Here is a 19,395-nt window from a genome sequence, read left to right as displayed (position 1 = left end):
GCTTCGGGAGATCTTGCCCGGGGTCGGCCCTCGTCTGCCGGGTCAGTCCTCGTCGAAGTCGTGCGCCGCCACCCGCAGCGGCCTCAGCATCGCGAAGATCTCCGCGCACTCCTCGGCGTCGTACACACCGAGCCCGAAGTCCATCGCCATCAGGTCGCGGGTCGCCGCCTCGACCACCTCGCGCCCCTTGTCGGTGATGACGGCGAGCGTGCCGCGCCCGTCGTTGGGGTTGGGCTTCTTGTCCACCAGGCCCGACTTCACCAGCCGGTCCACGGTGTTCGTCACGGAGGTGGGGTGCACCATGAGCCGCTCGCCGATCTTGGACATGGTCAGCTCACCGGCCTTGGAGAAGGTGAGCAGCACGAGCGCCTCGTACCGCGCGAACGTCAGCCCGTACGGCTTGACCACCGCGTCGACCTCGGCGAGCAGGATCTGATGGGCGCGCATGATCGAGGTGATCGCGGCCATGGACGGCACGTTTCCCCAGCGCCGCTTCCAGAGTTCGTCGGCGCGGGAGATGGGATCGAACGGGAGACTGAGGGGCTTCGGCACGGCAAAGACCTTACCGGCCGGTCACATCGTGGTCAGCCCCGTCTCGCCCTTCGGTCCGAGGCCCTCCGTCCGAGGCCTTCGGTCCGGCGGGCTTCCAGCGCCAGCACCACACAGCACACCGCCCCCAGCACTCCCGCTCCCGTGACCGTGGCGGCCACTCCGGCGAACTCCGCCGCCACACCCGCGAGCGCCATGCCCACTCCCTGGATCGTCATCAGACCGGCGGTCATCAGGGTCATGGCCCGCCCGCGCAGTTCCTCCGGCACCTCCCGCACGAACCACTGGTCCAGGCCCAGCGTGTACGCCGTCCCCGCCCCCGAGATCACCAGGAGCAGCAGCGAGACGGCGAGGCCGGGGCCGATCGCGTAGCCGAGGTACGGCAGCAGCGTGCAGCAGAGCAGCGGGAGGGCGATCCGCTCCCGCGTGGCGGGGCGCAGTCGGGAGCCCGCGTACAGCTCGCCGGCGATCGTGCCGACGGGCAGCGCGCACATCAGCAGACCGAGGCCGACCGAGCCGACGCCCAGGTCGTCGGCGTACGGGGCGGCCAGCGCCTCCGGAGCGACGGAGAACATCGGTGGCAGCCAGAACATCAGGAGCAGCACCCGCACCCGCCGGTCGGCGAGCACCTGCCGGGCGCCCTTGAGGGAGTCCTTGACCAGCGCGCCGCCGTTCCCGGCGCGGGCCGGGCGGCGCCGCGTGCCGAAGCGGAGCAGTGCGGCCGAGGCGCAGAAGGTGCCCACGGTGATCAGCAGGGCGTGGCGCGGGGAGACGACGGTGAGCAGCAGGCCGCCGAGCCCGAAGCCGACGAGCAGCGCGCTCTGCGAGACGATCCGCAGCAGCGAGCGGCCGAGCACGAACAGGTCGCCGTCGCCCAGGATCTCGGCGAGCGTGGCCATCCGGGTCCCCTGGAACACCGGCGAGACGACGGCCACGCAGCAGCGCAGGGCGAGCAGTACGGCGATGGGGGCGCCCGGCGTCACCATCAGCGCGACGCCCCCGGCGCACACCAGGTCGCACACCACGAGCACCCGCCTGGCCGGGAACCGGTCGGCGATCCCCGCGAGCAGCGTCCCGCCGACCAGATACGGCAGGAACCCGAGCGCGAACGTCAGCGCGCTCATCAGGGGCGAGCCGGTGAGGTCGTAGACGAGGACGGACAGCGCGACCTCGCTGACGATCAGGCCGAGCAGGGAGAGCGCGTGGGCGGCGAAGACCGCGCGGAACTCGCGGACGGTGAAGAGGCGGGCGTAGCCGGTGGGCGGTGCCGCAGGAGTGTCCAACAGCTGTTCTGGCATGGGCAGCAGCGTGCTCGCCCGACGGGACGGGCCCTAGAGTTTCGGTTCCGGCCGAATGTTCGCGCATGTTCGTCAGGAGGTGGCCGTGCCGTCGCGACTGCACTTCGGGGAGGACGACTTCCTCCGCTGCCGGTTCGCCGTGTCGCCGCTGTGGGAGACGCAGGAGGTGGTGCGCACGCTCAAGCGGCCCGAGCGGCACGGCTATCACGCGCACTGGCTGCGCCGGATCCGTACGGCGGCCGCCGGGCTGGACCTCGCTCCGCTGTGGCTGCTGATGCCCCGGCGCGGTCACTCGCCGGACTGGCTGTGCCCGCCGCCGACCGGACCGGCCGCCTCGTTCGAGGAGGAGATCGCCGCGGTGCGTGCCGCCGATCCGGACGCGGCCCGGGAGGACACCGCCCGCTCGCTCGCGGACACCCCGGGTGCGCTCGACTCGCCCCGGGGACAGACCTGGCTGCGTGATCCCGGGCGGATGGTCCGGGAGCTGTCCGACGCGCTGGAGGAGGTCTGGCACACCCTCATCGAGCCGGACTGGCCGCGGCTGCGCGCCCTGCTGGAGGCGGACGTGGCGTTCCACTCGCGCCGGCTGGCGGAGGTGGGCCTGGGCGGGCTGCTGCCGGAGATCAACCGGCGCTGCGGCTGGAGCGCGGGCACGCTGACCGTGGAGTGGCGGGGCGAGCACGAGCGGGACCTGGGCGGGCAGGGCCTGGTGCTGATGCCGAGCGTCTTCAGCTGGCCGGACATCGTCAGCAGCTTCGACCCGCCCTGGCAGCCGACCCTCGTCTATCCGGCCCGGGGCATCGGCGGCCTGTGGGCCGAGCCCGCCGACCGCACCCGCGACACGCTCGTACGGCTCCTCGGCCGCGGCCGGTCCGCCGTCCTCACCGCCCTCGACGAACCGGCCACCACGACCGCGCTCGCCCACCGGCTGGGTCTCGCGCCGTCGTCGGTGTCGGCGCACCTGACGGTCCTGCGCGACGCGGGACTGCTGACCGCCCGGCGCTACGGCCATCAGGTGCTGTACGAGCGGACGCCGCTGGGGACGGCGCTGGCGGCGGGCGACTGATCCCCAGGCCGGGCCTATACGCGCGGCGCTCCCGTCACCGACATCACCAGCGAGTACAGGGAGGTGGTGGCCGTGATGAACAGGCGGTTGTTCTTCGGGCCGCCGAAGGTCACGTTGGAGACGGGCTCGGGCACGCGCAGCCGGCCGATGAGGGTGCCGTCGGGGTCGTAGCAGTGGACGCCGTCGTCCAGGGCGGCGGCCCACAGGCGGCCCTCGTCGTCGAAGCGGATGTTGTCGAAGTGGACGTCGCCGCGGCCCTCGGCGAAGACCTTCCCGTCCGCGAGCGTGCCGTCCTCGCGGATGTCGAAGACGTGGATCCGGGCGGTCCGCGAGTCGGAGACGTACAGCCGCTGCTCGTCGGGCGACAGGATGACGCCGTTGGGTCCCTCGAACCCGTCGGCGGCCAGGTGGACCTCGCCGGTCGTCGGGTCGATGCGGTACACGTGGCACGCGCCGATCTCGGATTCGGCGCGATGGCCCTCGTAGTCGCTGGTGATGCCGAAGTCCGGGTCGGAGAACCAGATGGTGCCGTCGGAGCGTACGACGGAGTCGTTCGGGCTGTTGAGCCGCTGGCCGGCGTAGCGGTCGGCGAGGACGGTCACCGTCCCGTCGGGCTCGGTGCGGGTGACCCGGCGGTTGCCCTGCTCGCAGGTGACCAGGCGGCCCTGCCGGTCGAGGGTGTTGCCGTTGCTGTACCCGGCCGGGGCGCGGAAGACGCCGACCGTGCCGGTGGCCTCGTCCCAGCGCAGGATGCGGTCGTTCGGGATGTCGCTCCAGATCAGCTGGCGCCATGCGGGGAGGTACAGCGGGCCCTCGGCCCAGCGGCAGCCGTCGTGCAGGACCTCCAGCCTGCTGTCGCCGTTCGCACAGCGTCCGGTGCGGAAGCGGTCGTCCAGGATCTCGTACGGGCCGTCGGCGGGCATGGCGTCCTCTCGGCGAGATGATGACCAGGATCTGGTTCAACATACGGCGGTCGGCCTGTCGGCGGGTGCCGCGCACGAGCGCGTGCGCAAGCTGCGCGAGCAGGGGGTCATCCGCGCCACGACGGTCGACGTCGATGCCGCGGCGCTCGACCGCGGGGTCCTCGCCTTCGTCCTGGTCGACTCGACGGCGTGGATGGGCGACCGGGCCGAGGACCTCGCCGCCGTGCCGGAGATCCAGGAGGCGCACGTCATCGCGGGCAGCGCGGCCGTCCTGGTGAAGGTGCGCACCGCGACCACGGAACGGCTCCAGGACGTACTGCGCCGCCTGTACGCGATCGACGGGGTCAGCGGAACGCAGGCGACGGTGGTCCTGGAGACCTTCTTCGAGCGGCCGCTGGACGCCGGGTAGCACCGGGCGGCCTGGCCTGTCATACGAGAAACCCCGGTCCGCGCGGGACCGGGGTCTCTCCTGCTGTGGGACTACTGCTCGGCGAGGTGCCGCTCGACCGTCTCCACCTTGGAGGTGAGACCGTCGGTCACTCCGGGTCGGATGTCCGCCTTGAGGACCAGCGACACGCGCGGCGCCCGCGCCTCCACGGCGGCCACGGCTCGCTTGACGACGTCCATCACCTCGTCCCACTCGCCCTCGATCGAGGTGAACATCGCGTCCGTGCGGTTGGGCAGGCCCGACTCCCGGACGACCTTCACGGCGTCGGCGACGTACTCCCCCACGTCCTCGCCGACCCCCAGAGGCGTCACGGAGAAGGCGACGATCATGCCTTCACGGCCTTTTCCTGGCGGGCCCGGGAGGCGATGACCGCGTCCTCGGTCTCACGCCTGAGCTTGCGCTCGGCGAAGAAGCCGCCGGTGGGCAGCACGGAGAGGACGAAGTAGAGGGCGGCGGTCTTCAGCGGCCACTTCGTACGGTTCCAGGCGTCCGCCCAGAAGATCACGTACAGGATGAAGAGGACGCCGTGGATCATCCCCATCGGGCGGACCGCGTCGAAGTCCGTGGTCCGCTTCAGCACCGAGCAGACGAGCAGGAGAAGGAACGAGATCGCCTCGGGGGCCGAGACCAGGCGGAGGCGGCGGAGGGCGGTGGCGGTCTTGATGTCCACGGGTCACCTTCGGTGGGAGAGACGTCGGACGGTTTGTGAATCCAGGCACAAACGTTCGCCCCATTGTGGCAAACAGCTGGGCGGAGGACGGCCGGGGGGTGGAAGCTGCTGCCGACGACCCGGGGAGCGCGTATGCAGTTCGTCTCGGGCGGGCCGGTGTGCTGCACTGGCGCAACGCGGGGCGGCAGGGCCGGATCTCCGCGACCGGGTTCGAGCAGCTGCACGCCGCCAACGGGGATCTTCGCCGTGGTCCACGGTCGACCTGACCAAGGGGAAGGCCGTCATCCGGCTCCCCGGGGCGAGCGACTGACCCCTTGGGGGCTCTGAACGGCCCTCAGTGGCCCTTAGGGGCGCGATCAGGGTCTTTCTCCACCCACAGGCTCTGTTGGCCGAGCCTTCCGGCGGCTACCTTCGCTGCGTGGCGATGTTCCGACTTCAAGGCAGCAAGGTGCTCGCCGTCGACATGACCGGGGATGCCGTGAAGGCGAAGAACGGCTCGATGGTCGCGTACGACGGGCAGATGGACTTCAAGAAGCTCAGCGGCGGCGGTGAGGGCATCCGGGGCATGGTGACCCGGCGGATCACCGGCGAGCAGATGACACTGATGGAGGTGAAGGGGCACGGCACGTGCTGGTTCGCGGACCGGGCCTCGGAGATCAACCTCGTCGCTCTCCAGGGGGACAAGCTGTACGTGGAGTCGAGCAACCTGCTCGCGACCGACTCGGGGCTGCGGACCGGCACGTCGTTCACGGGCATGCGCGGGGCCACGCAGGGCAACGGGCTGTTCACGACGACGATCGAGGGCCACGGACAGGCCGCGATCATGTCGGACGGGCCGGCGGTCGTGCTGCGGGTCAGCGCGCAGTACCCGCTGACCGTCGACCCGGGCGCCTACATCGCGCACCAGGGAAACCTGCGGCAGTCCTTCCAGTCCGGTGTCACGTTCCGCACCTTCATGGGCGAGGGCGGCGGCGAGGCCTTCCAGATCCGCTTCGAGGGCGACGGCCTGGTCTACGTCCAGCCGAGCGAGCGGAACACGATCGCGGGGGAGGTGTGACATGGCCTTCAGCGAGATCAACTCGAAGATGGTCGAGGCGACCGTCCAGCCCGGGCAGCGGCTGTTCAGTCAGCGCGGGGCGATGCTCGCCTACAAGGGCGAGGTGTCCTTCACGCCCAACATCCAGGGCGGCCAGGGCGGCGTCATGTCGATGCTCGGCCGCCGGGCGGCGGGCGAGGCGGCGCCCCTGATGACCGTCGAGGGCAGCGGCACCGTGCTGTTCGGGCACGGCGGCCACCACGTCCAGGTCATCAACCTCACCGGCGACACCCTGTTCGTGGAGGCGGACCGCCTGCTCGCCTTCGAGGGCACCCTGGAGCAGGGCACCATGTTCATGGGCTCCCAGGGCGGCGTCATGGGCATGGTCCGCGGCCAGGTCAGCGGCCAGGGGCTGTTCACGACCACCCTCCGCGGGCACGGCTCGGTCGCGGTCATGGCGCACGGCGGGGTCATCGAGGTCCCCATCACCCCGCAGCGCCCGATCCATGTCGACCCGCAGGCGTACGTCGCCCACCACGGCGACGTACGCAACAAGCTGTCCACCGCGCTGGGCTGGCGGGACATGGTGGGCCGCGGCTCCGGAGAGGCGTTCCAGCTGGAGCTCAGCGGCAACGGCGCGGTGTACGTCCAAGCCTCGGAGGAGAAGCTGTGAGCATGTACGGGGCTCCGGGCGGCGGCCCGACGGTCTACGACCCCATGACGCTGCCGGTCGACGACAACGTCAACAACTACACCTTCTGCGTGGAGCTCAAAGGGAGCCAGTGGTTCCTGCAGAAGGGGAAGATGATCGCCTACTACGGCTCGATGGAGTTCAACGGCATCGGGCACGGCCGGCTGGACCGCCTCGTGCGTACGTCGTTCCATTCGCCTCTGCACGCGAGCGACTGGGTCGTGGCGGAGGGCTCGGGCAAGATGCTCCTCGCCGACCGGGCCTTCGACGTGAACTCCTACGACCTGGAGAACGGCAATCTGACCATTCGCTCGGGCAACTTGCTCGCTTTTCAGCCAAGTCTCGCCCTCAAGCAGTCGATCGTGCCGGGTTTTCTGACACTCATCGGAACCGGAAAGTTCGTGGCGGCCTCCAACGGGCCGGTGGTGTTCATGGAGCCTCCGATCCGGGTGGACCCGCAGGCGCTCGTCGGCTGGGCGGACTGCCCCTCTCCGTGCCATCACTACGACCACGGGTACATGACGGGCCTGATGGGCGGGCTACGTGCGATGACAGGCGTAGGCGGGGCCTCCGGGGAGGAGCACCAGTTCGAGTTCGTGGGGGCCGGCACGGTGCTGCTCCAGTCGTCGGAGGCCCTGATGGCGGAGCAGGCGACGGGGGCGGTTCCGCACGAGCCCGGGGTGCCCGGTGGCGGCGGGTTTCCCGCAGGCCCCGGACAGCAAGCCGGCGCACCGCGCCTTCCAGGACAGCTGGGGGACCTCCAGCGTCGCTTCGGGCTGTGAGCGGTAGTCTGCGCAGTGTGACGTCGAACGTGTGCGCGCCCGACATCACACCACCCTCACTAGTTCGCCTTTCAACCTTTTAGGTAGACTTCATTCATGGAGACCGAGACGGCCACGCGCTGGCTGACCGATGCGGAGCAGTGCGCCTGGCGCACCCACCTGGAGGTCAACAGGCTGCTGACGTACCAGCTCGAAAGGGACCTGCAGCCGTTCGGCCTGACAATGAACGACTACGAGATCCTGGTGAATCTCTCCGAGTCGGAGGGCGTACGGATGCGGATGAGCGACCTCGCGTCCGCCACCCTCCAGTCCAAGAGCCGCCTCTCCCACCAGATCACCCGCATGGAGAACGCGGACCTCGTGCGGCGCGAGAACTGCGAGTCGGACCGCCGCGGTCTGTACGCGGTGCTCACCGACCACGGCATGGAGACGATGCAGAAGGTCGCGCCGCATCATGTGGCGTCCGTGCGGAGGCACTTCATCGACCTGTTGCCCCCCGAGTCCCTGGTGGAACTCGAGAAGTCCCTGAGGCCCGTCGCGGACCACCTCCGGGGACAGCGCGGCCGGCCGTGACCCGGACCCCGGCAGTCCATCGGCCCCCGGCCGGCTAGACGAGCGGCAGGCGGAGTTCGAACAGAGCTCCGCCTTCCGGGGCTTTGCGGACCGTGAGCGTGCCGCCGTGGCGTACGGCGACGTCCCGGGCGATGGCGAGTCCGAGCCCGGCGCCGCCGTCGTCGCGGCTGCGGGCGTCGTCGAGCCGTACGAACCGCTCGAAGATCCGCTCCCGGTCGCCGTCCGGCACGCCGTCCCCGTCGTCGGCGACCCCGGCAACAGCCCACTCCCCCTCCCGCCGCACGGTCACCGTGACCGTCGAGCGGGCATGCCGCCGCGCGTTGTCCAGCAGGTTGGTGAGCACCCGCTCCAGCTGCCCCCGGGACCCGGCCACCGGTACCGCCTCGAGCGCCTCCACGCGCACGCCCGTCCGCCCCTCGGCCTTCTCCCGCGCCAGTGCCGCGAGGTCGAGCCGGGCACCGACGGCGGGCCGCTCCCCCGCGTCCAGCCGGGCGAGCAGCAGCAGATCGGTGGCGAGGCGCTGGAGTCGTACGGTGTCCTCGACCGCGCCTGCCACGTCCAGCAGCTCGGGGTGTGCGGCGCCCACTTCGAGCTGGGTGCGCAGGGACGCGATCGGGGAGCGCAGCTCGTGGGAGGCGTCGGCGACGAACCGGCGCTGGCGTTCCACGGAGGTCTCCAGGGCGGCCAGCGTCTCGTTCGTGGTGCGGGCCAGGCGGGCCACCTCGTCGTGCGTGTCCGGCACCGGGACCCGGCGGGCGAGGTCCTCGGAGGCGGTGATCGCGGCCATCTCGCTGCGGATGCCCTCCACCGGGCGCAGCGCGCGCCGGGTGACCAGCCAGGTCACGACCGCGACGACGGCGAGCAGCAGCGGGAAGCCGATCAGCATGACGGTCAGCGCGGTGCGCACCGCGCTCTGCTCCGCGGACAGGGGGGCACCGGCGTAGACGGTGAGCGTGCCCTGTTTCTCGGTCTCCACCCGGACGGCGGCGAAGCGGTAGTCGGCACTGTGCTGGTCGATCGTCGCGGAGCCGTCGGTGAAGACGGTGTTCTCCTCGATCTTGCCGGGTTCGAGGGAGGCGTCGTCGTCCGCGTCGTCGGCGTCGTCGTCGACGTCGCCGCCGCCACCGCCGTCCGTGGGTGTGGGCGTGGGTGCCTGCGGGCGTACGGCGCCGGTGCCGGTGCCGCTGATCCGCTCCAGGTCCTCGGTCGCGGCGACGAGCCTGCCCCGTTCGTCGACGACCTGGACGGGCTGGTCCTCGTCGTCCAAGGACAGCTGCTCGTACGTCTTCCCGCCGGCCAGGTGGGTGGCCACCGTCCGCGCGGAACGGTCCGCCGCCGTACCGGCCTGGTCGATCAGGTTGGAGCGCAGGGACAGCAGTACGGCGGTCCCGGCCGCGACCAGTGCCACCGCGACGACGAGGGTGGCGGCCAGGGTCGCACGGGACCGTACGGAGCCGAACAGCCGTTTCATCGTTGCTCCGTCTCCAGCCGGTAGCCGACGCCGCGGACCGTCCGGATGAGCTCGGCGCGCAGCTTGCGGCGCAGGGTGCTGATGTACACCTCGACGATGTTCGGATCGCCCTCGTACGCGAAGTCCCAGACGTGCTCCAGCATCTGGGACTTGGACACCACCTCGCCGGCCCGCACCGCGAGCTGCTCCAGGACGGCGAACTCCTTGGCGGTCAGCGCGATCTCGTCGTCCGCCAGGAAGACGCGGCGGGCGGCGGTGTCGATCTTCAGGTCGCCGTGGACCTGCACGGGCGAGGCTCCGCCGCCGCCCTGTGCGCGGCGCCGCAGCAGGGCCTTGATCCGGGCGACGAGGACGACGTACGAGAACGGCTTGGTCAGATAGTCGTCGGCGCCCGTGTCCAGGCCCTCCGCCTCGTCGTACTCGCCGTCCTTGGCGGTGAGCATCAGGATCGGCACGTCGTGGCCCGCGGCGCGCAGGGCGGCGCAGACGCGGTAGCCGTTGAGGCCGGGCAGCATGATGTCCAGGATCACGAGGTCGTACGTCCCCTCGGTGGCCCGGTGCAGTCCCTCCCGCCCGTCGTGGACCACGTCCACGGCGTACCCCTCGGCCGTCAGGCCCTTGGCGAGCGACAGGGCAAGCCGCTTCTCGTCCTCCACGATCAACAGGCGCATGCGTAAAGGTTCGCAAAGCCAAGCTGAAGATCTCTTCAGGGGGCTTCAGGTTCCTCTCAGCGTCGGTCGTCCAGGGTGGTTGACGTCGCAAACGAAACGAAGCGATCGAACCATTACGACTCTGGAGGAACCCGCATGAAGCGCAACATCGTGATCGCCGTAGCTACGTCCGCCGCTCTGATCGGGGGCGGTACGGCCACGGCCCTCGCGGGGACCGGTGACGGCGAGGGGGCGGCGCAGCGGGCGGACGCACAGGTGAAGCAGGCCAGTGTCCAGGACGACGACACCCAGGACACCGACGACACCGACGACGCCGACGACGCCGACGACGCTCAGGACGACGACGCGGCGCGGGTATCCGGTGACGTGACGGCGGCCCAGGCCATCACCTCGGCGCTGCGGCACGACGCGGGGACGGCCGTCTCCGTGGAACTCGACGACCAGGACGACACCGGGCCGGTCGTCTGGGACGTCGACGTGCTCGGCGGCGGCAACACCTGGCACAGCGTGCGCATCGACCCCGGCACCGGCAAGGTACTCGGCTCCCACACCGAGCACGAGGACGACACCGCCCAGGTGCGGGCCGGGCTGAAGGGGGCGACGGTGACGGCTGCGGAGGCGGCCGAGGCCGCAGCCGGCAAGGGCACCGTGACGTCGGTGGACCTGGACGAGGACGGCGCCTCGAAGGCCTGGGAGGTGGAGACGCACAAGTCCGGCAAGGCCGAGCAGGACTGGCGCGTCGACCTCACGACGGGCAAGGTCACGGCGGACGCGTCGGACGACGACGGCGACGACGACTGACGTGAGGGGCGCCGCCCCTACAACCCCGCCAGGGGGGTCCGGGGGCGGAGCCCCCAGCTACGCCCGCGCCGGTGCCGGTGTGCTCACCCCCGCGATCACCGCCGCCCCCACCGACACCCCGCCCGCCACCACGAAGCACACCCCCAGCGGAAGTCGCTCCACCAGTACCCCCATCGTCGCCGCCCCGGCCGAACTCCCCGCGTTGACGGAGGTGTTGACCCACGCCCCCGCCTGCGTCCGGAACCCGGCCGGGGCGGCGTCATCGGCGATCAGGTACGCCGTGGTCAGGGCCGGCGCGACGAACAGCCCCGCACAGGCCGCCGCCCCGGCGAGGGTGGCCACGTCGGGCGCCAGACCGGCGACGCCGAGCGTCACGCCCAGGCCCGCCGCCAGGAACGAGAGCCGGACCCGGGCGGGCGTACGCCAGTCCACCGCCCCGTTCAGCAGACCGCCCACCGCACTGCCCGCGGACAGCGCCGCGAGTACCCAGGCAACAGTGCCGTCCCCGAGCTGCCGCTGCCCGGCGAAGGCGACGACCAGTAGGTCGACGGCGCTGAGGGACAGGCCCACACCGCCCGCGACGACGATCGGTTGCAGCAGTTCCCGCCCCGGCCTCAGCGACGCCCGCCGACCCTTGCGCACCGCCCCGCTCCCACGCACCGCGCCGACCGCCGGTGACATGACGAAGACCGGCGTACCCACCCCCATCAGCAACGCGCCCAGCACCACACCCACGACGGGTGACGCGAAGCCGACCAGCACGCCGACCAACAGCGGGCCGATGACGTAGAGAAGTTCCTCCGCCACCCCGTCCAGGCTGTAAGCGCGTTGCAGCAGGAGCCGGTCCTCGGCAATCCGGCCCCACACCACGCGCATGGTGGGACCGAGCGGCGGCGCGCAGGCGCCAGTGCCGGCGGCGATCAGGCCGAGCAGCAGTCCGGACACGCCCGGACGCCAACAGGCCGCCGCCAGCGCGCAGAGCAGCCCCGCGTGCAGCAGGGCCATCGGAAGCAGAGCCCGGCGCGGGCCGTGCCGGTCGACCAGGGCGGCCCGGTACGGCGACAGGAAGACGACCGTGGCGCCGAACACGGCCATGACGACACCGGCGACGGCGTACGACCCGGTTGCCCGGGTCACGCTGAGCATCACGGCGATCGGGGCCATGCCGTACGACAGCCGGGCGGCGAGGGCGGCCGCGAAGGTGCGGCGGGCATGGGGAATGCGGAGTACCGCGGCATACGAGGGCCGCGGGGACACAGCGGACACGACAAGGTTCCTCTACTGGAGGCAGGGAGGGGACGCCGAAGTGCCGCGACGGCCACGGCGTGCTGCCGGGTGCGGTCGCGGGCTCGGGCGGGCCCTATGCCAAGAGAAGGAACATGTGGGTCAACGTACCAGCGGGGCCGGTGAGTTCACCGTGGGCAGTCAGCCCTCCGTGAGCCCCGCGACCAGTTCGTCCGCCGCCCGGTAGGGGTCCAGTTCCCCGGCGACGATCTTCTCGGCGAGCGTGCTCAGCCGACGGTCGCCGTGCAGGTCGCCGATGCGTTCGCGCAGGGCGGTGACGGCGATGGCCTCCACCTCGTGGGCGGCGCGGGCGCGCCGGCGTTCGGCCAGGACGCCCTGCTCCTCCATCCAGGCGCGGTGCTTCTCCAGCGCCTCGACGACCTCGTCGATGCCCTCCGCGCGGGCGGCGACCGTCTTGACGATGGGCGGGCGCCAGTCGCCGGGGCCGCGGGACTCGCCGAGGCCGAGCATGTGGTTCAGCTCGCGGGCGGTGGCGTCCGCGCCGTCGCGGTCGGCCTTGTTGACGACGTACACGTCGCCGATCTCCAGGATTCCGGCCTTCGCCGCCTGGATTCCGTCCCCCATGCCGGGGGCCAGCAGCACCACCGACGTGTCCGCCTGGGAGGCGATCTCGACCTCCGACTGGCCGACCCCGACCGTCTCGACCAGGATCACCTCGCAGCCCGCCGCGTCCAGGACCCGGATCGCCTGCGGGGCGGCCCAGGCGAGACCGCCGAGGTGGCCGCGCGTGGCCATCGACCGGATGTAGACACCCGGGTCGGAGGCGTGCTCCGACATCCGGACCCGGTCGCCGAGCAGCGCGCCCCCGGAGAACGGGGACGACGGGTCGACGGCCAGGACGCCGACCCGCCTGCCCTGCTTGCGGTACGCGGTCACCAGGGCGGACGTGGACGTCGACTTGCCGACGCCCGGCGAACCCGTCAGGCCCACCACGTACGCCCCTCCGGTCAGCGGGGCCAGTGCCGCCATGACCTCCCTGAGCTGCGGGGACGCCCCCTCCACCAGGGAGATCAGCCGGGCCACGGCCCGCGGCCGGCCCTCCCTGGCCTGGGCGACCAGTGTGGAGACGTCCTGCATCACAGCTCCGTTCACGAAGAGACCACGAAGGCCACGAAGAGACCACGAAAAGAGGGGCGGCCGAAAAGCCGTGCTCAGGCCTTCGGTACCCGCACGATCAGCGCGTCACCCTGACCGCCGCCACCGCACAGCGCCGCCGCGCCCACGCCACCGCCGCGCCGCTTCAGCTCCAGCGCCAGGTGCAGGACGAGGCGGGCGCCGGACATGCCGATCGGGTGGCCGAGGGCGATGGCGCCGCCGTTGACGTTCACCCTTTCCGGGGACACCTCGAGGTCCTTCATTGACTGGACCGCGACCGCCGCGAAGGCCTCGTTGATCTCGATCAGGTCGAGGTCGGAGACCTGAAGGCCTTCCTTCTTGAGGGCGTGCAGGATGGCGTTCGACGGCTGGGACTGGAGGGAGTTGTCCGGGCCCGCCACATTGCCGTGGGCGCCGATCTCGGCGATCCACTCCAGGCCGAGCTCCTGCGCCTTGGCCTTGCTCATCACCACGACCGCGGCGGCACCGTCGGAGATCTGCGAGGCCGAGCCCGCCGTGATGGTGCCGTCCTTCGTGAACGCCGGACGCAGCTTGCCGAGGGACTCGGCCGTGGTCTCCGCGCGGATGCCCTCGTCCTTGCTGAAGACGACCGGCTCGCCCTTGCGCTGCGGGATCTCGACCGGGGTGATCTCGGCCTCGAACAGGCCGTTCTTCTGGGCGGCGGCAGCGCGCTGGTGGGACAGGGCCGAGAACTCGTCCTGCTCGGGGCGCTGGATGCCGAGGCGGGTGTTGTGCTTCTCCGTCGACTCGCCCATGGCGATGTTCTCGAAGGCGTCGGTGAGACCGTCGTACGCCATGGCGTCGAGCATCTCGATAGCCCCGTACTTGAAGCCCTCGCGGGACTTGGGCAGCAGGTGAGGGGCGTTGGTCATGGACTCCTGGCCGCCGGCGACCACGATGTCGAACTCGCCGGCGCGGATGAGCTGGTCGGCGAGCGCGATGGCGTCGAGGCCGGACAGACACACCTTGTTGACGGTGAGCGCCGGGACGCTCATCGGGATGCCGGCCTTGACCGCGGCCTGGCGTGCCGGGATCTGCCCCGCCCCGGCCTGGAGCACCTGGCCCATGATCACGTACTGCACCTGGTCGCCGCCGATGCCCGCACGGTCGAGGGCGGCCTTGATCGCGAAGCCGCCGAGCTCGGCTCCCGAGAAGGACTTCAGCGAGCCGAGCAACCGCCCCATGGGCGTGCGGGCGCCCGCGACGATCACCGAGGTCGTGCTGTTCGATCCAGTCATGAGCTGCGATCCCCTTATCCGGCCTGCACTGGCCGAGGAGTGAACGAGGGTTTACTTCGAATGTACTGAGCGGTAGTCCACGCCGTCATCGGGCTGTCGGTGTGATCGCGCGCACGTTGCGTAACCACCTCCGTCGCGCTGCACTGAAACCATGCTGACGCGAATCGACCACATCGGGATCGCCTGTTTCGACCTCGACAAGACCGTCGAGTTCTATCGGGCCACGTACGGCTTCGAGGTGTTCCACTCCGAGGTCAACGAGGAGCAGGGCGTGCGTGAGGCCATGCTCAAGATCAACGATACGTCCGACGGCGGAGCTTCGTACCTGCAGCTCCTGGAGCCGACCCGGGAGGATTCCGCCGTGGGCAAGTGGCTCGCGAAGAACGGGGAGGGCGTACATCACATCGCCTTCGGTACGGCGGACGTGGACGCGGATGCCGCGGCCATCGGGCAGAAGGGCGTACGCGTTCTGTACGAAGAGCCGCGAATCGGTTCCATGGGGTCACGGATCACCTTCCTGCACCCGAAGGATTGCCACGGAGTACTGACAGAACTGGTCACTTCGGCGTCTGTTGAGTCACCTGAGCACTGACCCCCGTACATATGGGCCGGTAGGGTTGGGGGCGGTCGCCGCTCCACCCAGGGCGACCAGGGTCCTGCCATGACGGCGGGACCTGGCCGGGGTCCGGGTTTCGGGGGACGAGCGTCGGGGCAGCAGTCCGTGCTCCGCCGTTGATCTGACACCATTCCCCGGGAGCCCCGTTCGGCAGACGGCCGGGGCTCGTACTCAGAGACTTGCGACCAGGGGACGGATGGGACCGCGCAGTGCGGGGCTACGAGAGCCAGGAGCGGGAACCGGCGGCTGACGTCGACCACCTCACTCGTTTCGAAGCCGAGATGAAGCGGCTGAAGACCGAGCGGGAAAAGGCGATCCAGCACGCCGAGGACCTCGGCTACCAGGTCGAGGTGCTGCGCGCCAAGTTGCACGAGGCGCGGCGCACCATCATGTCCCGGCCCGCGTTCGACGGCGGCGACATCGGCTACCAGGCCGAGCAGTTGCTGCGTAACGCGCAGGTCCAGGCCGACCAGTTGCGCCTGGAGGCCGAGCGCGAGCTGAGCCAGGCCCGGGCGCAGACCCAGCGCATCCTCCAGGAGCACGCCGAGCAGGCCGCACGGCTCCAGGCGGAGCTGCACCAGGAGGCGGTCACCCGCCGCCAGCAGCTCGACCAGGAGCTCGCCGAGCGCCGGCAGACCGTCGAGTCGCACGTCAACGAGAACGTGGCCTGGGCGGAGCAGCTGCGCGCCCGGACCGAGCAGCAGGCGCGCCGGCTCCTGGACGAGTCCCGTGCCGAGGCCGAGCAGGCCATGGCGGCGGCCCGCGCGGAGGCCGAGCGGGTGACCTCCGAGGCCCGCCAGCGGCTGCAGAGCGAGGCCGAGTCGGCCCGCGCCGAGGCCGAGCAGCTGCTGCGCCGCGCCCGCACGGACGCCGAGCGGCTGCTGAACGCCGCCTCCACGCAGGCCCAGGAGGCCACCGAGCACGCCGAGCAGCTGCGTACCTCCACCAGCTCGGAGTCGGAGACGGCCCGCCGCGAGGCCCTGGAGCTGAGCCGGACCGCCGAGCAGCGCATCGCGGAGGCCGACACGGCCCTGCGGGAGGCGCGCGCCGAGGCGGAGAAGGTGGTCGCCGAGGCCAAGGCGGCCGCCGAGAAGGCGCTGTCGAGCGCGGAGTCGACCAACGAGCAGCGCACGCGTACCGCGAAGGAGCAGGTCGCCCGGCTGGTCAGCGAGGCCACCAAGGAGGCCGAGGCCACCAGGTCGGACGCCGAGCAGATCGTCGCGGACGCCCGCGCCGAGGCCGAGAAGCTGCTCGACGAGGCCGCCGAGAAGGCCCGCACCCTCACGGCCGAGGAGAGCGCGACCCAGCTGTCGAAGGCGGCCAAGACGGCCGAGGACGTCCTCGTCAAGGCGCAGGAGGACGCGCGGAACACCACCAAGGCCGCCGCCGAGGAGGCCGAGCGGATCCGCAGCGAGGCGGAGGCCGAGGCGGACCGGCTGCGCGCCGAGGCGCACGACATCGCCGAGCAGCTCAAGGGCGCGGCGAAGGACGACACCAAGGAGTACCGCGCCAAGACGGTCGAGCTGCAGGAGGAGGCCCGCCGGCTGCGCGGCGAGGCCGAGCAGCTGCGCTCCGACGCGGTCGCCGAGGGCGAGAAGATCCGCGCGGAGGCCCGCAAGGAGGCCGTCCAGCAGATCGAGGAGGCGGCCAGGACCGCCGAGGAACTGCTGGCGAAGACCCGGCAGGACGCGGACGAGCTGCGCCAGAAGGCCACCACGGACAGCGAGAAGGTCCGTACGGAGGCCATCGAGCGGGCGACGACCCTGCGCCGGCAGGCCGAGGAGACCCTGGAACGCACCCGCAAGGAGGCCGAGCGGCACCGCGCGGAGGTCGTCGAGCAGTCCGAGGGCATCAAGGCGGACGCCGAGCGGGCCGCGCGCGAGCTGCACGAGGCGACCGAGCGGGCCATAGAGGCCCGCCGCGCGGACGCCGCCGAGGAACTGACCCGGCTGCACACCGAGGCCGAGGAACGCCTCACCGCCGCCGAGCAGGCGCTCACGGACGCCCGTGAGGAGGCAGTGCGGCTCCGCCGGGAGGCCGCCGAGGAGATCGACCGGCTGCGCGCCGAGGCCGCCGAGCGGATCCGTACGCTCCAGCAGCAGGCCGAGACGGAGGCCGAGCGGCTGCGCACCGAGGCCGCCTCGGACGCCTCCGCCTCCCGCGCGGAGGGCGAGGCCATCGCCGTACGCCTGCGGTCGGAGGCCGCGGCCGAGGCCGAGCGGCTGAAGTCGGAGGCGCAGGACACCGCCGACCGCGTGCGGGCGGAGGCGCAGGCCGCCGCCGAGCGGCTGGCGACGGAGGCGTCGGAGACGCTGGCCGCCGCGCAGGAGGAGGCCAACCGGCGTCGCCGTGAGGCCGAGGAGTACCTCGGCACGGCACGGCAGGAGGCCGACCAGGAGCGCCACCGGGCCCGCGAGCAGAGCGAGGAACTGCTGGCCTCGGCGCGCAAGCGCGTCGACGAGGCGCAGACCGAGGCCGTACGCCTGGTCGAGGAAGCCGACCGGCGGGCCACCGAGATGGTGTCGGCCGCCGAGCAGCACGCCCAGCAGGTACGGGACTCGGTCGCCGGGCTGCACGAGCAGGCCCAGGAGGAGATCGCCGGGCTGCGTTCGGCCGCCGAGCACGTGGCGGACCGTACGCGCCGCGAGGCCCAGGAGGAGTCGGACCGGGTCCGCGCCGATGCCTACGCCGAGCGGGAGCGGGCCGGCGAGGACGCGAGCCGGGTCCGGCGCGAGGCGACCGAGGAGACGGACGCCGCCAAGGCGCTCGCCGAGCGCACGGTCTCGGAGGCGATCGAGGAGGCGGAGCGCCTCAGGTCGGACGCGTCCGAGCACGCCCAGCGGGTGCGCACCGAGGCGTCGGACGCCATCGCCGAGGCCGACCAGGCGGCGGCGCGTACCCGGGCGGACGCCCGCGAGGACGCCAACCGCATCCGGTCGGACGCGGCGACGCAGGCCGACACCCTCATCACCGAGGCACGCAACGAGGCCGAGCGGCTCACCACCGAGACGATCACGGACACCGACCGGCTGCGCCAGGAGACGGTCGCCGAGGCGGAGCGGCTGCGGTCCAAGACGGTCGCGGAGGCCGAGCGGGTACGGTCCGAGGCGCTCGCCCAGGCCGAGCAGCTGCTCGGGGAGGCCACCGGCGAGGCGGAGCGGCTGCGCGCCGAGGCCGCCGACACGGTCGGGGCGGCCCAGCAGCACGCCGAGCGGATCCGCAGCGAATCGGAGCGGGTCAAGGCCGAGGCGCTGTCGGAGGCCGAGCGGGTCACCTCGGCCGCGCGCGACGAGGCCGACCGCACGCTGGACGCGGCCCGCCAGGAAGCCAACAAGCGGCGCTCCGAGGCGGCCGAGCAGGTCGACAAGCTCATCACGGAGACGGCCGCGGAGGCCGACAAGCTGCTCACCGAGGCGCAGCAGCAGGCACAGAAGGCCACCGCGGAGGCGGAGGCCCAGGCCGACAGCATGGTCGGCGCCGCCCGCACCGAGGCCGACCGGCTGGTGTCCGAGGCGACGGTCGAGGGCAACGCCCGGGTGGAGAAGGCCCGTACGGACGCGGACGAACTGCTCGTCGGCGCCCGCCGGGACGCCACCGCGATCAGGGAGCGGGCCGAGGAGCTGCGCGACCGCATCACGACCGAGATCGAGAACCTGCACGAGCGGGCCCGCCGCGAGGCCGCCGAGACGATGAAGTCGACCGGCGACCGCTGCGACGCGCTCATCAAGGCCTCCGAGGAGCAGCTGCAGAAGTCGCAGGCGAAGGCCAAGGAGCTGGTGTCGGAGGCCAACTCCGAGGCCGGCAAGGTGCGCATCGCCGCTGTCAAGAAGGCCGAGGGGCTCCTGAAGGAGGCCGAGCAGAAGAAGGCGGCGCTCGTGCGGGAGGCCGAGGAGCTCAAGGCCGAGGCGATCCGCGAGGCGAAGCGCACGGTCGAGGAGGGCAAGCGCGAGCTGGAGATCCTGGTGCGTCGCCGCGAGGACATCAACGCCGAGATCTCCCGTGTCCAGGACGTCCTGGAGGCGTTGGAATCCTTCGAGGCCCCCACGAGTGGCAAGGACGGCGTCAAGGCGGGTGCCACGGTCGGCGCCCCTCGATCGGGTGGCAAGTCGTCCGACAGCTAGAACACGGTGGGAACAAAGGA

Annotated in this window: 19 protein-coding genes and 1 pseudogene; 10 read left to right on the top strand and 10 right to left on the bottom strand. The window is 71.7% G+C overall.

The window, feature by feature from the left end; genetic code table 11:
* Positions 1 to 42 precede the first annotated feature (42 nt).
* Positions 43 to 552, bottom strand: coding sequence for a MarR family winged helix-turn-helix transcriptional regulator (locus QFZ76_RS34610; protein ID WP_266433691.1), 510 nt, complete (start codon positions 550 to 552; stop codon positions 43 to 45).
* Between the two features lie 32 nt (positions 553 to 584).
* On the bottom strand, positions 585 to 1,847 hold the full coding sequence (locus QFZ76_RS34605) for an MFS transporter (protein WP_307677365.1): 1,263 nt from the start codon (positions 1,845 to 1,847) through the stop codon (positions 585 to 587).
* A gap of 85 nt (positions 1,848 to 1,932) precedes the next feature.
* Between QFZ76_RS34605 and QFZ76_RS34600 the strand changes: the two genes are divergently transcribed.
* A complete protein-coding gene (locus QFZ76_RS34600; RefSeq protein ID WP_307677364.1) occupies positions 1,933 to 2,913 on the top strand; it encodes a DUF5937 family protein in 981 nt (326 codons plus the stop codon).
* A gap of 14 nt (positions 2,914 to 2,927) precedes the next feature.
* Here QFZ76_RS34600 and QFZ76_RS34595 read toward each other — a convergent pair whose 3' ends face one another.
* Positions 2,928 to 3,836 carry an SMP-30/gluconolactonase/LRE family protein gene (locus QFZ76_RS34595; RefSeq protein WP_307677363.1) on the bottom strand — a complete coding sequence of 303 codons (909 nt, stop codon included), beginning with the start codon at positions 3,834 to 3,836 and terminating at the stop codon, positions 2,928 to 2,930.
* 46 nt (positions 3,837 to 3,882) lie between these two features.
* On the opposite strand from QFZ76_RS34595, the pseudogene QFZ76_RS34590 reads away from it, so the two are divergent.
* Positions 3,883 to 4,245 (top strand): annotated as a pseudogene (locus tag QFZ76_RS34590) (Lrp/AsnC family transcriptional regulator); the annotation flags it as partial.
* 71 nt (positions 4,246 to 4,316) lie between these two features.
* On the opposite strand, the gene QFZ76_RS34585 reads toward QFZ76_RS34590, so the two are convergent.
* Together QFZ76_RS34585 and QFZ76_RS34580 are read right to left on the bottom strand one after the other, a co-directional pair.
* Complete coding sequence (locus QFZ76_RS34585; RefSeq protein WP_266433699.1) at positions 4,317 to 4,613, bottom strand: MTH1187 family thiamine-binding protein; 297 nt, start codon at positions 4,611 to 4,613, stop codon at positions 4,317 to 4,319.
* Positions 4,610 to 4,954, bottom strand: a complete 345-nt coding sequence (locus QFZ76_RS34580; RefSeq protein WP_307677362.1) for a DUF3817 domain-containing protein — start codon at positions 4,952 to 4,954, stop codon at positions 4,610 to 4,612. The genes QFZ76_RS34585 and QFZ76_RS34580 overlap by 4 nt, the downstream gene beginning before the upstream one ends.
* A 98-nt stretch (positions 4,955 to 5,052) precedes the next feature.
* Between QFZ76_RS34580 and QFZ76_RS34575 the strand changes: the two genes are divergently transcribed.
* The 5 genes from QFZ76_RS34575 (at position 5,053) to QFZ76_RS34555 (ending at position 8,036) form a co-directional block, all read left to right on the top strand.
* Positions 5,053 to 5,220 carry a hypothetical protein gene (locus tag QFZ76_RS34575; RefSeq protein ID WP_307677361.1) on the top strand — a complete coding sequence of 56 codons (168 nt, stop codon included), beginning with the start codon at positions 5,053 to 5,055 and terminating at the stop codon, positions 5,218 to 5,220.
* Positions 5,221 to 5,378: 158 nt separating this feature from the next.
* Positions 5,379 to 6,011 carry an AIM24 family protein gene (locus tag QFZ76_RS34570; protein ID WP_266448071.1) on the top strand — a complete coding sequence of 211 codons (633 nt, stop codon included), beginning with the start codon at positions 5,379 to 5,381 and terminating at the stop codon, positions 6,009 to 6,011.
* Position 6,012: 1 nt separating this feature from the next.
* Positions 6,013 to 6,663 (top strand): AIM24 family protein, encoded by a 651-nt coding sequence (locus tag QFZ76_RS34565; RefSeq protein WP_307677360.1) that lies wholly within the window; start codon positions 6,013 to 6,015, stop codon positions 6,661 to 6,663.
* A 2-nt stretch (positions 6,664 to 6,665) separates the two neighbouring features.
* A complete protein-coding gene (locus QFZ76_RS34560; RefSeq protein ID WP_307680215.1) occupies positions 6,666 to 7,463 on the top strand; it encodes an AIM24 family protein in 798 nt (265 codons plus the stop codon).
* A 96-nt stretch (positions 7,464 to 7,559) separates the two neighbouring features.
* On the top strand, positions 7,560 to 8,036 hold the full coding sequence (locus tag QFZ76_RS34555) for a MarR family winged helix-turn-helix transcriptional regulator (RefSeq protein WP_307677359.1): 477 nt from the start codon (positions 7,560 to 7,562) through the stop codon (positions 8,034 to 8,036).
* 34 nt (positions 8,037 to 8,070) lie between these two features.
* On the opposite strand, the gene QFZ76_RS34550 is transcribed toward QFZ76_RS34555, so the two are convergent.
* Both QFZ76_RS34550 and QFZ76_RS34545 read right to left on the bottom strand, forming a co-directional pair.
* On the bottom strand, positions 8,071 to 9,507 hold the full coding sequence (locus tag QFZ76_RS34550) for a cell wall metabolism sensor histidine kinase WalK (RefSeq protein ID WP_307677358.1): 1,437 nt from the start codon (positions 9,505 to 9,507) through the stop codon (positions 8,071 to 8,073).
* On the bottom strand, positions 9,504 to 10,178 hold the full coding sequence (locus tag QFZ76_RS34545) for a response regulator transcription factor (protein WP_307677357.1): 675 nt from the start codon (positions 10,176 to 10,178) through the stop codon (positions 9,504 to 9,506). The genes QFZ76_RS34550 and QFZ76_RS34545 overlap by 4 nt, the downstream gene beginning before the upstream one ends.
* 135 nt (positions 10,179 to 10,313) lie before the next feature.
* Here QFZ76_RS34545 and QFZ76_RS34540 point away from each other — a divergent pair, with 135 nt between their 5' ends.
* The gene (locus QFZ76_RS34540; protein ID WP_307677356.1) at positions 10,314 to 10,979 is read left to right on the top strand and encodes a PepSY domain-containing protein; all 666 of its coding nucleotides are present in this window, start codon (positions 10,314 to 10,316) and stop codon (positions 10,977 to 10,979) included.
* A gap of 57 nt (positions 10,980 to 11,036) precedes the next feature.
* Here the strand turns inward: QFZ76_RS34540 and QFZ76_RS34535 are convergent, their stop codons facing one another.
* The 3 genes from QFZ76_RS34535 to QFZ76_RS34525 form a co-directional block, all read right to left on the bottom strand.
* Complete coding sequence (locus QFZ76_RS34535; protein WP_307677355.1) at positions 11,037 to 12,245, bottom strand: MFS transporter; 1,209 nt, start codon at positions 12,243 to 12,245, stop codon at positions 11,037 to 11,039.
* A 159-nt stretch (positions 12,246 to 12,404) separates the two neighbouring features.
* Positions 12,405 to 13,361, bottom strand: coding sequence for a methylmalonyl Co-A mutase-associated GTPase MeaB (gene meaB, locus QFZ76_RS34530; protein WP_307677354.1), 957 nt, complete (start codon positions 13,359 to 13,361; stop codon positions 12,405 to 12,407).
* Positions 13,362 to 13,435: 74 nt separating this feature from the next.
* Positions 13,436 to 14,638 carry an acetyl-CoA C-acetyltransferase gene (locus QFZ76_RS34525; RefSeq protein ID WP_307677353.1) on the bottom strand — a complete coding sequence of 401 codons (1,203 nt, stop codon included), beginning with the start codon at positions 14,636 to 14,638 and terminating at the stop codon, positions 13,436 to 13,438.
* Positions 14,639 to 14,789: 151 nt separating this feature from the next.
* Between QFZ76_RS34525 and mce the strand changes: the two genes are divergently transcribed.
* Entirely contained in the window at positions 14,790 to 15,230 is a 441-nt protein-coding gene (gene mce, locus QFZ76_RS34520) for a methylmalonyl-CoA epimerase (protein ID WP_266433721.1), read from the top strand.
* Positions 15,231 to 15,463: 233 nt separating this feature from the next.
* Positions 15,464 to 19,375 (top strand): polarized growth protein Scy, encoded by a 3,912-nt coding sequence (gene scy, locus QFZ76_RS34515; protein WP_307677352.1) that lies wholly within the window; start codon positions 15,464 to 15,466, stop codon positions 19,373 to 19,375.
* Positions 19,376 to 19,395 lie beyond the last annotated feature (20 nt).

The sequence above is a fragment of the Streptomyces sp. V4I2 genome (assembly GCF_030817655.1).
GTDB lineage: Bacteria > Actinomycetota > Actinomycetes > Streptomycetales > Streptomycetaceae > Streptomyces > Streptomyces plumbiresistens.
This window is presented reverse-complemented; position numbering and strand designations above follow the sequence as displayed.

Excerpts from the sequence above, each read along its gene's own strand:
- QFZ76_RS34605 (WP_307677365.1), bottom strand. The coding sequence starts at position 1,847 with ATGCCAGAACAGCTGTTGGACACTCCTGCGGCACCGCCCACCGGCTAC.
- QFZ76_RS34595 (WP_307677363.1), bottom strand. The coding sequence starts at position 3,836 with ATGCCCGCCGACGGCCCGTACGAGATCCTGGACGACCGCTTCCGCACC.
- QFZ76_RS34585 (WP_266433699.1), bottom strand. The coding sequence starts at position 4,613 with ATGATCGTCGCCTTCTCCGTGACGCCTCTGGGGGTCGGCGAGGACGTG.
- QFZ76_RS34570 (WP_266448071.1), top strand. The coding sequence starts at position 5,379 with ATGTTCCGACTTCAAGGCAGCAAGGTGCTCGCCGTCGACATGACCGGG.
- QFZ76_RS34565 (WP_307677360.1), top strand. The coding sequence starts at position 6,013 with ATGGCCTTCAGCGAGATCAACTCGAAGATGGTCGAGGCGACCGTCCAG.
- QFZ76_RS34560 (WP_307680215.1), top strand. The coding sequence starts at position 6,666 with ATGTACGGGGCTCCGGGCGGCGGCCCGACGGTCTACGACCCCATGACG.
- QFZ76_RS34555 (WP_307677359.1), top strand. The coding sequence starts at position 7,560 with ATGGAGACCGAGACGGCCACGCGCTGGCTGACCGATGCGGAGCAGTGC.
- QFZ76_RS34550 (WP_307677358.1), bottom strand. The coding sequence starts at position 9,507 with ATGAAACGGCTGTTCGGCTCCGTACGGTCCCGTGCGACCCTGGCCGCC.
- QFZ76_RS34545 (WP_307677357.1), bottom strand. The coding sequence starts at position 10,178 with ATGCGCCTGTTGATCGTGGAGGACGAGAAGCGGCTTGCCCTGTCGCTC.
- QFZ76_RS34540 (WP_307677356.1), top strand. The coding sequence starts at position 10,314 with ATGAAGCGCAACATCGTGATCGCCGTAGCTACGTCCGCCGCTCTGATC.
- meaB (WP_307677354.1), bottom strand. The coding sequence starts at position 13,361 with ATGCAGGACGTCTCCACACTGGTCGCCCAGGCCAGGGAGGGCCGGCCG.
- QFZ76_RS34525 (WP_307677353.1), bottom strand. The coding sequence starts at position 14,638 with ATGACTGGATCGAACAGCACGACCTCGGTGATCGTCGCGGGCGCCCGC.
- mce (WP_266433721.1), top strand. The coding sequence starts at position 14,790 with ATGCTGACGCGAATCGACCACATCGGGATCGCCTGTTTCGACCTCGAC.